General features: G+C 37.4%; 19 protein-coding genes and 1 tRNA gene. All 20 read left to right on the forward strand.

All coding sequences use genetic code 11. From position 1 onward, the window contains the following. Positions 1-69 precede the first annotated feature (69 nt). The gene (locus OEZ61_RS05235; protein ID WP_290047114.1) at positions 70-396 is read left to right on the forward strand and encodes a VRR-NUC domain-containing protein; all 327 of its coding nucleotides are present in this window, start codon (positions 70-72) and stop codon (positions 394-396) included. Positions 397-554: 158 nt separating this feature from the next. Next, entirely contained in the window at positions 555-1,205 is a 651-nt protein-coding gene (locus tag OEZ61_RS05240) for a hypothetical protein (protein WP_290047097.1), read from the forward strand. Next, on the forward strand, positions 1,174-1,611 hold the full coding sequence (locus OEZ61_RS05245; RefSeq protein ID WP_290047098.1) for a hypothetical protein: 438 nt from the start codon (positions 1,174-1,176) through the stop codon (positions 1,609-1,611). Before OEZ61_RS05240 ends, OEZ61_RS05245 begins: the two co-directional genes overlap by 32 nt. A 204-nt stretch (positions 1,612-1,815) precedes the next feature. Continuing rightward, complete coding sequence (locus tag OEZ61_RS05250; protein ID WP_290047099.1) at positions 1,816-2,223, forward strand: hypothetical protein; 408 nt, start codon at positions 1,816-1,818, stop codon at positions 2,221-2,223. A gap of 274 nt (positions 2,224-2,497) precedes the next feature. Then, positions 2,498-2,568 (forward strand) — tRNA-Trp (locus OEZ61_RS05255). A 175-nt stretch (positions 2,569-2,743) separates the two neighbouring features. Further along, complete coding sequence (locus OEZ61_RS05260; RefSeq protein WP_263501214.1) at positions 2,744-3,187, forward strand: terminase small subunit; 444 nt, start codon at positions 2,744-2,746, stop codon at positions 3,185-3,187. Then, complete coding sequence (locus OEZ61_RS05265; protein WP_290047100.1) at positions 3,165-4,427, forward strand: PBSX family phage terminase large subunit; 1,263 nt, start codon at positions 3,165-3,167, stop codon at positions 4,425-4,427. Before OEZ61_RS05260 ends, OEZ61_RS05265 begins: the two co-directional genes overlap by 23 nt. Continuing rightward, positions 4,418-5,848 (forward strand): phage portal protein, encoded by a 1,431-nt coding sequence (locus OEZ61_RS05270; protein WP_290047101.1) that lies wholly within the window; start codon positions 4,418-4,420, stop codon positions 5,846-5,848. Before OEZ61_RS05265 ends, OEZ61_RS05270 begins: the two co-directional genes overlap by 10 nt. Then, on the forward strand, positions 5,848-6,864 hold the full coding sequence (locus tag OEZ61_RS05275) for a minor capsid protein (RefSeq protein ID WP_290047102.1): 1,017 nt from the start codon (positions 5,848-5,850) through the stop codon (positions 6,862-6,864). Before OEZ61_RS05270 ends, OEZ61_RS05275 begins: the two co-directional genes overlap by 1 nt. A gap of 95 nt (positions 6,865-6,959) precedes the next feature. Next, positions 6,960-7,520 carry a phage scaffolding protein gene (locus OEZ61_RS05280; protein ID WP_290047103.1) on the forward strand — a complete coding sequence of 187 codons (561 nt, stop codon included), beginning with the start codon at positions 6,960-6,962 and terminating at the stop codon, positions 7,518-7,520. 16 nt (positions 7,521-7,536) lie between these two features. Beyond that, complete coding sequence (locus tag OEZ61_RS05285; protein ID WP_290047104.1) at positions 7,537-8,463, forward strand: capsid protein; 927 nt, start codon at positions 7,537-7,539, stop codon at positions 8,461-8,463. Between the two features lie 13 nt (positions 8,464-8,476). Next, entirely contained in the window at positions 8,477-8,866 is a 390-nt protein-coding gene (locus OEZ61_RS05290; RefSeq protein ID WP_290047105.1) for a hypothetical protein, read from the forward strand. 29 nt (positions 8,867-8,895) lie between these two features. Continuing rightward, positions 8,896-9,222: a hypothetical protein gene (locus tag OEZ61_RS05295; protein ID WP_290047106.1), complete on the forward strand. Its 327-nt coding sequence runs from the start codon at positions 8,896-8,898 to the stop codon at positions 9,220-9,222. Then, positions 9,219-9,623, forward strand: coding sequence for an HK97 gp10 family phage protein (locus OEZ61_RS05300; RefSeq protein WP_290047107.1), 405 nt, complete (start codon positions 9,219-9,221; stop codon positions 9,621-9,623). Before OEZ61_RS05295 ends, OEZ61_RS05300 begins: the two co-directional genes overlap by 4 nt. Before the next feature lies 1 nt (position 9,624). Further along, entirely contained in the window at positions 9,625-10,023 is a 399-nt protein-coding gene (locus tag OEZ61_RS05305; RefSeq protein ID WP_354669368.1) for a DUF6838 family protein, read from the forward strand. A 5-nt stretch (positions 10,024-10,028) separates the two neighbouring features. Next, complete coding sequence (locus tag OEZ61_RS05310) at positions 10,029-10,322, forward strand: hypothetical protein (protein WP_290047109.1); 294 nt, start codon at positions 10,029-10,031, stop codon at positions 10,320-10,322. Continuing rightward, positions 10,322-11,683 carry a phage tail sheath C-terminal domain-containing protein gene (locus OEZ61_RS05315; RefSeq protein WP_290047110.1) on the forward strand — a complete coding sequence of 454 codons (1,362 nt, stop codon included), beginning with the start codon at positions 10,322-10,324 and terminating at the stop codon, positions 11,681-11,683. Before OEZ61_RS05310 ends, OEZ61_RS05315 begins: the two co-directional genes overlap by 1 nt. A 19-nt stretch (positions 11,684-11,702) precedes the next feature. Continuing rightward, positions 11,703-12,167, forward strand: coding sequence for a phage tail tube protein (locus OEZ61_RS05320; RefSeq protein ID WP_290047111.1), 465 nt, complete (start codon positions 11,703-11,705; stop codon positions 12,165-12,167). Positions 12,168-12,184: 17 nt separating this feature from the next. Further along, positions 12,185-12,643 (forward strand): hypothetical protein, encoded by a 459-nt coding sequence (locus OEZ61_RS05325; protein ID WP_290047112.1) that lies wholly within the window; start codon positions 12,185-12,187, stop codon positions 12,641-12,643. Between the two features lie 238 nt (positions 12,644-12,881). Continuing rightward, on the forward strand, positions 12,882-15,353 hold a 2,472-nt coding region (locus tag OEZ61_RS05330), incomplete at its 3' end, for a tape measure protein (RefSeq protein WP_290047113.1).

Here is a 15,353-nt window from a genome sequence, read left to right on the forward strand (position 1 = left end):
CACGTAGTTAAAATAACATGTGATTATAGTGTGTTGTCCACACGTTAAGGAGTGTTAAACATCAAAAATATTACACCAGAACATGAAATTCAAAATAAAATACGTGTTGCAGTCAGTCAACACGGCTGCACAATTTTTAGAGCAAATGTCGGAAAGATCAGACTGCCTAACGGTCGAGTTTTTGACACCGGCTTGCCAAAAGGTTATCCAGACCTTTTCGGATTTAGACATAAGGACGGAAAAATGTTTTTTATTGAAGTGAAAAATGAAATCGGACGATTACGTCCCGAGCAAATAACTTTTCAGAGATTCGCTTCACGCATGCCGGTATTATACGGTGTTGCACGAAGTCCAGAAGATGCAATTAAGATTGTGAGTGATGAAGATGACGCCTAAATTATCAGAGCAAGCTAACCAATACTTAGAAAATTTAGTTTTGAATAGGTTTATCGGCGATCGAATTGAATTACTTAACTATCGACTAAAGGAACAAGGTTATCAAAACGATTTAGTTAATGAAATAAATGAATTGAAGCGGATAAGGAGTGAGAATGATGTTACTGACTGACTTTCACTACAAGTTGATTGCAGAGCTTGAACATAAGTACGGTAATCTGAATAAAGTTCCAGAAGATAACGTTAAATTGAAAATTATCAGAGAACGTATAAACAGGGTTCCAAAGAAAAAAGTCAAAATAAAGAAAGCAAGAAGCGGTTTTTCACGATATGATTATAGATTTTGCTATGAAATATATTTAAGCAGAAAAAAAGATAAGTCTATCTCAGAATTGTCAGATGAATTCGATTTAATAAGATCTTTTATTGGGAATGTTATGTGGCTTTATGGTGTTAGACCAACAACACGTTACTCAGCAGAGTTATTGAAAGAAAATGAAGAAGTTTCTGCATATAACCTAGATGACTTAGTAAAAGAATTAAAAAAACATAAAGGATTTGAAAAATTCACTAAAGACTATGCGAGCCAGTTAATGTCGTCGGGTAAGGTCTATAAAAATAAAGCTAAATTTTTCAGAGAAACAATTTATCCAGACTTTACGCTAGAAGATTTTAAAAGAAAATCTTTTGAAAACAATTTTAAGAAATCGAAGACAAAGCAAGTTGATAGAATTATTCGAGCTTTGAACAAAATCAATGGCGAAGGGGAGTATACACTTGAAGAAGTTAACCGATGGAATAATCGATAAGATGTTGTTCGATTATCCTAAAATTGATGAATATGTAGAGAAACGCAGAGAAGAAATCGAACACCCATGGATCGAACAAGATGAAAACGTGGGAGGTGGTAAATCTAATAAGATTACAAACCCCATCGAATCTATGATTATCACAATTGATGAAGATAGGATAATCAGACGATTGGTTGAACAAAAGAATGCAATTTATACAGCATGCACACATTTAAAGCCGGAATACTTATCAGTGATTAGACGTTACTACTTTTATAATCAAGCTAGATTTAAAACACTACGGGGAATATTACGTGAACAAAATGTTCCAAGTATGAGTTTCTATCGAGCATTTGCAGCATTCAAACATGAAGTAATCAGCAATTTAGAGCTGGAATTCCTAGAATTTGGTGAAGAAAAGTAAATTGGTACAAAAGTGGTACATCACGACGCTTTATACATGGTAATATTGTATTGTAGAAGAATTCGGGGAATGATATATTCTACGCTCATCTGAGTTAACACCCAAGCAAGCTATTGTGGCTTGCTTTTTATTTGGACATTAATTTGAGTTAAGAGAACTAATGTGCTATAAAGAAAGCATCTATAAATGATTGGAGTGTTGACGATGTTTGAAGAAGATGAATTAAGGCCACTATTTTCAAGCGTATTAGATAATGGATATACATTGCACTTGAATGAAAATGGTATTGAATCTGAGTTTTACTTGTCCCCCGAATTACTACGAGATATGCTAATTAAACTAAACAATGATCTATCTAAAAAATATGGATACTTGTGTTCGTTCGATGGTGAAGATATGTTTATAACTGCACCTGCTCCAGAAATTGAAACTGATGATAAAAGAATATCAATAATAATTGGTTACGATTTTTTTGGAGATGAATACAGGATTGATAATTCTTTGCGTTTTACGAAAGAAGAGTTGTTAATTATTTTTTATGTCATCGATAAAGTAAAATCATTGACTATTTCTTTAGCACTCAAAAATAAATCTTATAAGTTATTAAAATAATAACTAAAATATTATAAACAAAAGTTTGTGAACCTACTTCACAAGCCTGCTTTTCACAATTAAGTTTGTGAAATTTTCTACCGGTGCATACAAACGCCGGTGTATCAATATTTATACGTCTACTTCAGATAATATATCTTATGTAAAGTAGAAAACAAAAAAACGTTATAACCATTGTTATATCAATGGTTGTAGCGTTTTTATTTTGCCAAATTTTAGTTATTTTTGGCAGTTTAAATAGATCATTGCTAGTAATTTTTCACAATCATAAAAAAGGTAATTAGTTCAACGGTAGAACAACAGATTCCAAATCTGTTAACGTGGGTTCGACTCCTTCATTACCTGTTGTCCTTCGGGGCAAAAAATAAATTATATATATTTGTAATCTGAAATATGTATATTTCCTTTTAATTAAAAACAACAATAAAGGTGGTTAACGCCACCTTATGCCAGTTACAAGTTAATCAGCTAGTGCAAGTCTAGCAACTGGCTTTAATCAATATGAAAGGTGGTGATATTAATGGCATTAGCAATTGCAACTAGATTGAAATACGATAAGTTTGTAAATGAATATATTAAAACGCAAAACGCTACTGCAGCAGCTAAGAAAGCTGGTTTCAGTCCTAAGACTGCTAGCGTTAAAGGTTCTGAACTTTTAAAACACCCTTATATTAAGGAACGCTTGGAAGAACATCGACAAATCATATCAGAAAACGATATTGCCGATGAAAAGGAAGTCTTAAGCTATCTAACTAAGGTTATGCGGGGCGAAGAAGAAGACGAAGTCGCAACCAATTCCGGGGTTTATCGTATTAGAACGCAAACCAAAGATAGAAACAAAGCAGCCGAACTAATTGGTAAGAGTTACGCAATTTGGACAGATAAGAAGTCAATTGATGCTAATATCGCCCCAGTCAAAATTATTGATGACGTACCAACTGATGAAGGTGATAACGATGCCTAAGTTATCCGAGATGATTGCTCCATCGTTCTATGGTTTGCATCGAGATATACAAGCTAGTAAACACGCTAACTACTGGTTGAAAGGCGGACGTGGTAGCACTAAATCATCATTTATATCAATAGAAATCATTCTAGGTATTATGAGCGATCCAAATGCTAATGCGGTTGTTCTTCGTAAGGTTGCTAGTACGTTACGTGAGTCTGTTTACGACCAATATTTATGGGCGATCGATAAACTTCAAGTGTCGCATTTGTGGCAAGGTTCGGTCAGTCCGTTAACGTTAACTTATCTACCGACTGGACAACAGATTCGGTTCAAAGGTGCTGATAAACCCGAGAAGATTAAATCTCAGAAGTTCCGTAATGGTTATATGAAGTTTAAACATTACGAAGAAGTTGCTGAGTTCAAAGGCTTTGAAGAAATCAGAAGTATTAATCAATCCTTAAACCGTGGTGGAGATAATATTCAAACTTTCTATAGTTATAACCCACCAGCTAGCGTTAACAACTGGGTTAACCAAGAAAGTGCAAATCAAGGCGTTAGAAAAGATACAATCATTAATTCATCTACCTACTTAACGGTACCGCCCGAATGGTTAGGTAAAGAATTTATTGCGGACGCTGAACAATTAAAGAAGGATAACCCTACAGCTTACGAACATGAATACCTTGGTAAAGTTACCGGGACAGGTGCTGAAGTCTTCAAGAACATTGAACTTCGTGAGATCACCAAAGATGAAATTGATAACTTCGATATTAAGTATCGTGGTCTTGACTTTGGGTTTGCATCTGACCCGCTAGCTTATGTAATGCTTGCTTATGATAGAAAACACAGGCATCTATATATCTATGGTGAGATTTACAAAGTTGCGATGAGTAATCGTGATGCAGTGGCTAACATTAAGAAGGTAAACAAGATGAACGACTACATCACTTGTGATAGTGCCGAACCTAGAACTATCCACGAATTCCGTGATTACGGATTAAATCTGGTTCCTGCTAAGAAAGGTCCGGACAGTCGTTCTCAAGGATTTAAATTCTTGCAAGATTTACGCAAAATCACAATTGACCCGGGTAAATGTCCGAATGCTGCAAGGGAATATTCGAGTTATGAATTAGAGAAAGATAGTAATGGTAACTTCAAAGCGGAATACCCAGATGGCCAAGACCATTGCATTGACGCAACTAGGTATGCTTTAGAAAGTGAAACAAGAAAGGGGGGCTTCATACCATGGCAATAAGTGTAAGTGATATTCAATCGCTATACAGCAACACTTCAACTTATTTGAGTGAAGTAAATAATAAATACAAAGAATCAGTAAACTACTACAAAGGTCGTAACCTTATTAGCAGAACTGGTTCGCTAACCAACATTGAACAAGCTAAGCAACAAGCCGATGATGCTAAGAAAGATAAACGCGATCCAATTCGTAAAGCAAACAACCGAGTTTCTAGTAATTTTTATCAAATTTTAGTAGACCAAGAAGCCGGTTACTTAGCTACTAATGACCCTTCAATTGACGTTGGGGACGATGAATTAAACCAAAAAATTAAGATGGTTTTAGGTGATAGCCTAGCTTTGACGATGCAAAACTTGATTATTGATGTAAGTAATGCTGGTGTAGGCTGGATTCATTATTGGATTGATAGTAATGGCAATTTTAAATATGGCATTGTAACACCCGAACAGGTTTATCCAATCTATGCCGATAACCTTGAGAATGAAGTTGTAGCAGTTGAAAGGGTTTATCAAGTGTTAAACACTGACCCTAAATCATCAAAGACTTACAACACAATCATTGAGTATTGGGACGATACGACTTGTACAAGCTATGTTGTCGATAACAATGCTACATTCTCACCTTATAATCAGTTCGACATCGTTGATGTATCAACTAATGAGACTTCAGGCGTTGGGAACGTGTTCGAGCATGGTTTAGGACGTGTGCCTTTCATTAAATTCCGTAAAAACATGTATGAAAAGCCCGAATTAGACAAAGTCAAAGGCACTATTGATGTTTATGACAAGGTTTATAACGGCTTTGCTAACGATTTACAAGACATTCAACAAACGCTAATGGTCTTAAAAGGCTATGGCGGTGTTAATTTAGACGAATTCATGGACGCTTTAAGAACCTATAAGGCTATTAAAGTCGATACCGATGGAGATGTCGACCAATTGCAAATCGAGATTCCGGTTGAAGCCCGTCAAACAATGCTAGAGATTACTAAGCAGAAGATATTTGACGAAGGCCAAGGTATCGACCCAGATAAGTTTATGGATAACGGTGCTTTATCCGGTAAAGCAATCAAAGGGTTATATGCTCACTTAGACTTGAAAGCTACGACTACTGAAAAGAACTTCAGACAAGGTCTGGGAGCTTTAATCAGAGCTATTTTACGTTATTTAAATGTAAAAGATTGGGAAACTAGAAACGTCAGTCAAACATGGATTAAGAACGCTATTCAAGATGAATTAGAACGAGCTCAAGCGTTACAAGCACTTGGACCTTATATGTCAGAGTGGTCTATTGCACGTGCAAATCCATTTGTTGATGACGTTGACGCCGAACTTGAACATTTAGCGGACGAAAAAATTAATGCTGATGGTTATAGCAACCAGAAAGCAATTGATAAAGCAGCCGATGGAGCTGATGAATAATGAACAGCAAAGATTACTGGCTACAACGATTTATTCAAGAGAAAGCAATATCGATAAAATCACAACAAACGTACGAAGAAGAATTAAACAAACGGCTAAACCAATTGTTAGATATCTACGATAAAGATATTAAGCAATGGTATGGCCGTTTTTCTTCTGAATTTGGATTGCCGATAAAAGATGTTGCTGACATGCTAGACAAGATCGAGTATAAGCACTTTGACATGACGCTGGAAGAGTTTAAGAAGAAAGCAATCGAAGGTGGTTATGACAAAGAATTAGATGCAGAATACTTTAAATCACAAATAGCACGATTGAATCAATTAGAAAGCCAATTAAAGCAACAAGCAACAGAGTTGTTTAGTGTAGAGAAGTTCAAAATGCGAGATGAGATGGTATCGGAATACCAACATACCTATTTGCATGATATTTATAACATTCAAGATTATAAAGGTGTATTTGATACAAACTTTGCTACTTTAAACACTGACAAATTGCGACATGTGCTAAGCAAACCATGGAGTAAAGATGACGGAGTTAAAAAAAACTTCTCACAACGATTGTGGGGTAACTATGTAGAAGAATTACCTAGTCAATTGATGGATAGCATGCTAAGAAACACGCTAACTGGTGCTAATTATGGCAAGATACAACGTGATTTTCGTGAACGTTTTGCAGGAGTGCAATCAAAGCACATTCATCGGCTGGTAGTTACTGAATTAGGGCATGTTCAAGAAGAAGCAACTGCCGAGAGCTACAAATCACAGGGCATTGAAGAATATGAATATGTTTCAACGTTCGAGAGACGGACTTGTGATATTTGTAGCGGGTTAAACGGTCAAATCTTTAAGATGACTGACCGCATTCCCGGCGAGAATTATCCGCTTATCCACCCTTATTGTAGATGTACTACAGTGCCACATATATCGACATCACCAGCAGTCGTTAAACGTTGGGCAAATGGCAATATAGTACAAGAGATGAGTTTTAATCAGTGGAAAGCAATGGCAGCTTAATATTACGACCTAAGTATGTCGTTAAACTGCTTATTTTTATACCTAATTTTGTGTTCGTTCACACGTAAAAATGACGAGATAGGAGTGATCACACTATGAAACGTGAAGAATTGAAAGACCTAGGACTTACTGCTGAACAAGTAGACAGCATTATGAAGATACATGGTACTGACGTTGAAAGTTTTAAGTCAAAATACGCCGATTATGACGAACTTAAAACCAAAAACGAAGAATTATCTAAGCAAGTTGCTAAGAATGAAAAGGACTTAAAGAGCTTGTCAAAGTCTACTAAGGACAACGAAGACTTACAAAACACAATTAAAAGCCTTCAAGATGAAAACAAGCAAATTAAGACCGACTTTGAAAGCAAAATTAGTTCCATGAAGCTAAATAGTGCAATTGATACAAGTTTGGCGGGACACAAAGCACGTAACACCAAGGCAGTTAAAGCACTGCTAGACATGGATAACATCAAACTTAACGATAAAGGCGAATTAGAAGGCCTAGACGACCAAATTGCCAACATCGAAAAGGATAATGCCTTCATGTTCGACAAAGGAACAAATACTAACTACGAACCAGTGGGCAACTCAAACAGTGGCCTAAGTGATAAGGACGCTTTCCTTGCAAACTGGGGAGTAAAACCAAAAGAATAAAAGGAGATTTTAAATTATGGCAGATTTATTAAACTACGCTGAGGCTTACGGACAAGCAGTTGACGAAGCCTACGCAGACATTAGAACATCAGACTCACTATGGAAGACACCAGCTAACAACTCACTACGTTGGGACGGTCCTAACCACGTTAAAGTACCTTTAGTATCAGTTAAGGACGGACGTAGAAACCGTAGCCGTAACAACATTACTTTAGGCAAGATGGCTGACTACTCAAACGATTGGGAAGACTTCAAGTTAGCATTCGATCGCGAATGGGAAACATCAGTAGATGAAAGAGATGTAGATGACACCAACGGTATTCTAACTATCTCAAAGATTACAGACGAATTTAACCGTAACCTAAAAGTACCTGAACAAGACAAGTACATGTACTCAAAACTATTCAAGGAAAAGGTTCGCCTAGATGGTGCTGATAGTGATGGTATTATCAACGTCCAACTAACTGAACAAAACGTACTACGTCAATTTGACAAGATGATGACTGCAATGGACGAATCAGAAGTTCAAGGAACTAGAACTCTATACATCACTCCAGCCGTTAACGAACTATTGAAGAATGCTCAAATTACTAACCGTTTTGCAATGGCAAATGGTAGCGGAGATATTCAAAGAACAGTTCATTCATTGGACGATGTAACTATCAATGTTGTTCCATCAAGCCGTATGAAGACTGACTACGACTTTACTGTTGGTGCAGCAGACAAAGCTGGTTCACAACAAATTCAAATGTTCCTAATTGCTGAAGGTGTGCATGTTGCTCCAGACAAGTACCAATTCGCCGGACTACAAGAACCATCAGCACTTACTCAAGGTAACTACCTATACTACGAATCAGAATTCGCTGACGTATTTATGTTCAAGAACAAGTCTAAAGGTTACGCTGCAGTTGTTGCACCTGCTGCTACTACTGACGGCAAATAAAGTAGGTGATTAGATGCTAGAGTTTCCAAGGAAGGCATCAATCAAAAACGAAGTTCTACTATTCATATCCGATAAGGACAGGGAAGATAAGGACGCTATGCAGATTGTCGATTATGTAATTGATAAAGTTGCTAATGACGTGGCTAATTACTGCAATATCGATATTAACGATATACCCGAACGCCTAGATGGTTCCATCTTAGGAATGGTAAATCAATATATTAATACACATGGTGTTCTTCCATCACAAACTGATGAAGATGAGAGGCTACAAAGCCTTACTGAAGGTGATGTCAGCTATACTTTCCGTTCAAAAGGGCAAATCTACCAACAACTACAATCAGTTAATACAATTACGGACAACTTCACGCCAATCTTGCAAAGGTTCAGAAAGCTACCATGATTAAAGGCAATGTAAATATTGTTAAAAAAATGTGGAGTGATAAAGCTACGATCATCGGAACTGTTAAAAGTAAAGATAGTCGTGGCATAACTAAGATGGTTGATACCACTATCGTTTCTGACGAACCTTGTAAGGTTGTTAAGAAAACATTAAACGGCGGTAATCAATCATTCTTCGATGAAGTGAAGTACAATTCACTGCTACTAATCAGTAATGGAATAAAGATTCCGCAAGGAGCCGATATCAACATTACTGACATTAACGGTAACGTTACTAATTACCGACTAGCTAGTGGTGGTTATGCTCATTACACTACACATCAAGAAGTAGCAATGGTCTTGGACGATAAAGCATGAGTGATTTTGAAATAGATGACCGAGCCTTCCAGAAGTTCGTTGAACATGTTGGTAGTGAAGTTAAGACCCGTAGGTTGTTAACTGAAACAAGTGATAAGCTCAATGACATCTCCACATTTGCTTTTAATACGATTGTTAAGACTACGCCAGTTAAAACTGGGACATTACGTAGAGCTTGGAGCAAATCGGGTGTTACTTATACATCACGTCAACTGTCAGTCAAGATTAGCAATGACCAAGATTATGCTTCGTTTGTTGAAAACGGACATCGAACAAGGTCGGGTAGTTGGGTTAACGGTAGATTTATGAATAAGAACGCTTTAGATGATGCTAACGACAAGATTAACAATGATTTAAAAGGGTTCTTCGACAAGAACCTAAGAGAGCTAATGGGTGATTAATATGAACGACATTACAACGCTTATCACTAGCAAATTGGTAGAAATATTCGGTGAAGATACCACGATTTACCGTGAGAACGTTAAGTCCGGTTTTGAAAAGAATAGTTTTTTCATTCCGGTGGTCAATATTAGAAGTAAAGCACAATTAAATTTAATCCATGGCATTACCTACAATTGCCAAGTGATTTATTTTCCAAGAGATTATCACGAAAATGATGACATTCAAGAAGTTCAAGATAAACTGATCGTCGATTTTCTAAAGTTAGGAAACAATGACGTTTTCAATCGCAACTTTGTCGTTTCTGATAACAGTTTGGTATTTACTTTTGATTTAATCGGCTATGTGGCACCAAAAGTTGATGGAAGTAGAATTAAAAACGTAAATATTGAAAGGAAGTGATTTTTTTGGACGAAACTGAAGAAATCAAGCAAGACAAGACGCAATCTGATGCAAGTTCAGAAGTTAAGACGGATAAGACACCAGAACCTGCAACAGAAAACGTCCAAGAAAAGCCGGTTGAACCGGTTGAAACAGTAGAAAAAGAAGAACCGTTGTACAGCAAGCAAGCTCTTGTTGACTACGGTTCTTTTTCTGTTGTCGACAGAGCAATTCTTAGAATGGTGGTTTCAGACACTGAAAAAATCACACAAGAAGAAGCTCAAGCTAAAATTAATCAATTTAAAGGAGTGGAAGAATAATGGCAGGTGGAACATTTTCCGCATACAACAAGGTTCGCCCCGGTGCTTACATTAATGTTAAAAGTGCCAAACCGGCGATTACCGACAACAACCGTGGCACTGTTTTATTACTAAACGGTGTCAACTATGGTTGGGGTAACAATGGTGTTATCACATTAACATCAGACTCCGACTTTAAAGCACTAATCGGGGTTTCAGTTCACGATGCAAGTGCTATCACAATCAGTGAAGCATTGAAAAATGCTACTTACGTTAAGTTAGTTAACGTAAATGCTGGTACTCCAGCTAGTGCAAACGATAGCTCACTACCTTTTAACATCAAAGCACGTTATGCAGGTGCTAAAGGTAATGACATTACTATCGACTTAGTACAAAGCATTACTAACCAATCAAGTGTGATTGTTAAGACTATCTTCGGAACTGAAGTTGTTGATACACAAATCATTCCAGTTGATCACGCTGAAAAGATTCAAGATAACGACTACGTTACTTTTGGAGTTGATGCTTCTAAGGCTCAATCAATTAGTATCAGTGGCGAAAAATCAGTTCGTTTAAGTGGTGGTAACTCAACTACTGCTACTTCAGACGCTCAATTTAACGCATTATCACAAGCATTACAAACCGAACAATTCCAAGTAGCAACTACTGCTGGGTTTGATGAAGCTGACAAAATTCATGGTCTTTTAGCTCAATTAGTCGAAGACCTACGTAACAACCAAGGTTACAAGGTTACTGCCGTGGTTCCATATTCAACTACTGAATATGACAATGAAGCGGTATCTGTAATCGAAAATGGTGTTATTTACGAAGACGGTACTATTGTTACTCCTTCCATTGCATCAGCATGGTTTGCAGGTAAGTCCGCATCAGTACCATTTAATCAATCACTAACTTATGTGAAATATGACGGAGTTCAAGCTCCTTATCCTGCTAAATCACAAGAACAAATCATTAAGGCTTTAAATGCGGGACACATCGTATTTACTGCAAGACGTGATGGTTCAGTAGTTATTGAACAAGATATCAATACCTTAACAACATTTACTGATTCAAAGAGCTCACAATTCCATAAGAACCGTGAACTTAGAGCATTAGATGAAATTGCAAATCACATTGAAAACTTGTTTGAAAATGGCTACATCGGTCAAGTTACTAACAACGATGACGGACGTAACCTTTTGAAGTCTAGCGTTACTGTTTACTTCAAACAACTAGTTGCTGATGGCATTATTGGCGACTTCGACCAAGCTGATTTAGCAATTGCTAAGGGTAATGCTGATGACACTGTTGTAATGACTTATTCAGTTACTCCAGTCGACAGCATGGAAAAACTATACAACACCATTACGGTAACTAGATAGGTAGAAAGGAGCTAAAAACATGGTACAACCATTAAACGATTTAGGGGACGGCCAACAAACCATCTCCACACGTTCAGCACGTGTTTTCTTCCAACGTAACGGACAAAACATTCCATTTGCTGAATGTACAGAATTCAAAGCAACTGTTAAAAAGTCAAAAGAAAAGGTAAATACATTAGGCAACTTTGCCGTACGCCACAAATATGTTGGTTGGGAAGGAACTGGTTCAATCTCCGGTTACATTACTAACAGTGATCTAATCTCAAATGAAATTGATTCATTGAGAACCGGACAAGAACAACGTTTTAACATCGTTACAACATACTATGGTAACGAAAAGCAAGGTAACCAAACTATCTTACTAAGTTCAGTTTCACTAGATAACCTACCATTAGGTGATTTAAAGTCTGATGACGGTATCATGAAGTTTGAAACTGACTTTACTTTTGAAGATGTCGACCTAATCGATAAATTTAACAAATAACAAGGAGTTTTTAGATTATGAACCCAGAAGAACAAGCTCAAGAAGAAGTGAAAGACCAACAAAGACAAGAAACATCAGTAGATGACTTTCTTAAAGAAAATGTTGAACAAGTTGAAAACGTTAAGGTTAAATTCAACCGCTTTAAATCACCTTTTGAAATCAAACCATTAACTAATGCAGAAATGGAAGCATTACGTAAGCAATGCACCAAAGTAACAAAAGATAGACGTACTCAACAAGTTCAAAAAAGTGTAGACCAAGACAAGCTATCTGATGCTATGGTTAGTGCTGCGATTGTATCACCAGATTTAAACAGTCAAAAGTTACAACAAAACTACGGCACAATTGCTGATCCAGTTGGTACTGCTAAAGCTATGTTACTAGCTGGTGAATACACTGACTTACTAATGGCAATTCAAGATGCTTCAGGATTTGAAACTTCAATCGAAGATGACGTTGACGAAGCAAAAAAATAATTAAGACAGGTAATGGAGATTTTTCTTATTACCTATATTGTCTTAATGAATATCACTTCAGACCCACTGAATGGGCTGAAATGAATAAGAAAGAAAAGGCTTTGATTATTGCTGCTATCGATATCCGAATTAAGGAAGAAGAAAAAGCAAAAAGAAAAGCTGAAAGAGATGCACGTTAAAAGCGTGCTTTTCTTATACATATAAAATTTAACAACTAGAAAGGGGGTGAAAAATAAAAATGGCAACTTTAGAAAGTTATATCAAAATAGGAGATGGTTTTTCAGACCCCTTAAACAAATTCTATGATCGTTTGAACAAAGCTGGAGACGCCTTAGGCAAACTAAAGGATAAGATGGGCGGTATTGGTAATTCACCAAAACCACCAATTGAACCATATGAACAATTTAACAACACTTTAGGCCGAACCAACTCACTATTTAAGACTATGACAGGAGCAACATTAGCTGCTAATGGTATTAGTAAAGTAGTTGGTGGGATTACCGGTGAATTGCGGTCAATGGTAGGAGAGCTGAACGAGTCTTCGACTGCATGGCAAACGTTTAACGGGAACATGGCAATGCTAGGTATGAGTAAGAACCAAATTGCGGCAGCTAGAAAAGACATGCAACAATATGCTCAAGACACTATTTATAGTTCGAGTGATATGGCATCAACATATAGTCAATTAGCTGCTGTTGGGGTTAAGAATGCAGGTAGCTTAGTTAAAGGTTTCGGTGGATTAGCTGCGGCCGCTACTGACCCGGTGCAAGCTATGAAGACCTTATCACAACAAGGTACTCAAATGGCTTCTAAACCAATGGTCCAATGGCAAGACTTTAGATTAATGCTAGAACAAACTCCAGCCGGTATTGCTGCGGTTGCTAGAACAATGCATGAGTCGGCGGGACAACTAGTAAAAGATGTTCAAGGCGGTAAACTAGAAACTCAAAAATTCTTAGATGCGGTTGCTAAAACTGGTACTAATAAACAATTTACCAAGATGGCAACAACATATAAGACAGTAGGTCAAGCTATGGACGGTCTTCGTGAAACTGCTGCTAATACCTTACAACCCGCCTTTGATAAGGTTGGTAAAGTCGGTATTGACGCAATATCGGGCATTATCGACAAGATTGGTAATATCGATATGACAAGCATGGCCGACAAATCAGCTAAGGTATTACAAAGAATTATTGATGATGTTGGTTCTGCTTATGACTATGTAGCAAAGGCTGGATCTAAATTCTTCCAAGGGATTGGAGATTCTAGCATGATTAGCTCAATTGTTGGTTACTACAATAACCTTCGTAATGCTATCACTAACGTTGTAGATAGTATTTTCGGAAGTAGCAATTCAAAATTCAGTGGATTTAAGACTATTGGAACATTAGTAGGTAACACAATCGGTGGAATTACCAATGTTATCAGTGGTTTCTACCAAGCTATTGCAAAGATGGACCCTAACACGATTAAGTTATTCGCTGCTTCAATCGTTATCTTAAAAGCTAGCATGAAAGGTATTGTGATTACTGGATTGGTATTGTTATTCCAATGGATTAACTCAATGAACCCCGGTTTAATCAGGAATGTTGCTAGTGCTATTGCTTATCTAGCTGGTTCAATTGCTGCAATTGTAGCAATTGTCAAAGTTTGGAACGGCATCAAAGCCATTAAATCATTTAGTTTTGGTGATATGTTTGGTAAAAGCAAAACTCCAGAAGTTCCAAAAACTCCAAAAGTACCAGAAGCACCAACACCACCAGCAGGTGGAGCTATGGAGTGGATTAAGTTCGGAACTGCACTACTAATCACAGCCGTTGCAATTGTTGTAATTGCTGCAGGTATGTGGATTATGGTTCAAGCATCAATTCAACTTGCATCAGCAGGCTGGGGAGCAATTGCGGTCTTTGCTGGAATGATAGTCCTAATAGCTGCACTAGCTATCGTTGTAGCGGTAGCGGGTTCAGCAATGATTGCTGGAGCAGTTGGATTTGTAATCTTCGGTGTCGCTATGCTATTAGTTGGTGCTGCAGTTTGGCTAATGGCAGCAGGTATGACAATGCTAGCTACTCAATTACCAAACATTGCTAACTATGGATTAATGGCAGCATTAAACATTACCTTGCTAGGTGTTGCAATCCTTGTCTTTGCAGGTTTAGCAGCAGTAGCAGGAGTATTGTTAGTTGTATTCGCAGCCGGCTTATTAGTCGCTAGTGTGGCTATGGTTGTAGCAGGTGCCGCCGCTATTGTTTTAGGTGTCGGTGCTGTTATCTTAGCCGCAGGACTATTCTTAGTTGGTGCTGCATTAATGGTTGTGGGTGCCGGATTATCTGCAGTTGCTGCAGGTGCATGGGCATTATATACAACCTTAACTACTATTTTCCACGGTATCGTTAGTTCTATCCGATCAACTATGAGTACCATTCCGGGCATTGTAGGTGGTTTTATCAGTAGTGCCGTAAATACTGTTAGAAGTATCGGTAGTGGACTAGCTTCAGCCGGTTCAGCAATCATCAATGGTTTAATTAACGGTATGAAATCAGCATGGGAAGCCGGTAAAAACTTTATTGGTGGAATTGGTAATTGGATTAAGCAACATAAGGGTCCAATATCATACGATAGAACCTTACTTATTCCACACGGTAATGCAATCATGAATGGTTTTGGAGAAGGTCTTAACAATGGTTTCGGTAATGTTCAAAGTGATATT

It is taken from the genome of Apilactobacillus sp. EABW-1NA (genome assembly GCF_030398685.1).
GTDB lineage: Bacteria > Bacillota > Bacilli > Lactobacillales > Lactobacillaceae > Apilactobacillus > Apilactobacillus waqarii.

What these genes read in the sequence shown, in the direction of transcription:
- OEZ61_RS05240 (WP_290047097.1), top strand. Translation starts at nt 555, where the DNA reads ATGTTACTGACTGACTTTCACTACAAGTTGATTGCAGAGCTTGAACAT.
- OEZ61_RS05250 (WP_290047099.1), top strand. Translation starts at nt 1,816, where the DNA reads ATGTTTGAAGAAGATGAATTAAGGCCACTATTTTCAAGCGTATTAGAT.
- OEZ61_RS05260 (WP_263501214.1), top strand. Translation starts at nt 2,744, where the DNA reads ATGGCATTAGCAATTGCAACTAGATTGAAATACGATAAGTTTGTAAAT.
- OEZ61_RS05265 (WP_290047100.1), top strand. Translation starts at nt 3,165, where the DNA reads ATGAAGGTGATAACGATGCCTAAGTTATCCGAGATGATTGCTCCATCG.
- OEZ61_RS05270 (WP_290047101.1), top strand. Translation starts at nt 4,418, where the DNA reads ATGGCAATAAGTGTAAGTGATATTCAATCGCTATACAGCAACACTTCA.
- OEZ61_RS05275 (WP_290047102.1), top strand. Translation starts at nt 5,848, where the DNA reads ATGAACAGCAAAGATTACTGGCTACAACGATTTATTCAAGAGAAAGCA.
- OEZ61_RS05280 (WP_290047103.1), top strand. Translation starts at nt 6,960, where the DNA reads ATGAAACGTGAAGAATTGAAAGACCTAGGACTTACTGCTGAACAAGTA.
- OEZ61_RS05285 (WP_290047104.1), top strand. Translation starts at nt 7,537, where the DNA reads ATGGCAGATTTATTAAACTACGCTGAGGCTTACGGACAAGCAGTTGAC.
- OEZ61_RS05290 (WP_290047105.1), top strand. Translation starts at nt 8,477, where the DNA reads ATGCTAGAGTTTCCAAGGAAGGCATCAATCAAAAACGAAGTTCTACTA.
- OEZ61_RS05295 (WP_290047106.1), top strand. Translation starts at nt 8,896, where the DNA reads ATGTGGAGTGATAAAGCTACGATCATCGGAACTGTTAAAAGTAAAGAT.
- OEZ61_RS05300 (WP_290047107.1), top strand. Translation starts at nt 9,219, where the DNA reads ATGAGTGATTTTGAAATAGATGACCGAGCCTTCCAGAAGTTCGTTGAA.
- OEZ61_RS05305 (WP_354669368.1), top strand. Translation starts at nt 9,625, where the DNA reads ATGAACGACATTACAACGCTTATCACTAGCAAATTGGTAGAAATATTC.
- OEZ61_RS05315 (WP_290047110.1), top strand. Translation starts at nt 10,322, where the DNA reads ATGGCAGGTGGAACATTTTCCGCATACAACAAGGTTCGCCCCGGTGCT.
- OEZ61_RS05320 (WP_290047111.1), top strand. Translation starts at nt 11,703, where the DNA reads ATGGTACAACCATTAAACGATTTAGGGGACGGCCAACAAACCATCTCC.
- OEZ61_RS05325 (WP_290047112.1), top strand. Translation starts at nt 12,185, where the DNA reads ATGAACCCAGAAGAACAAGCTCAAGAAGAAGTGAAAGACCAACAAAGA.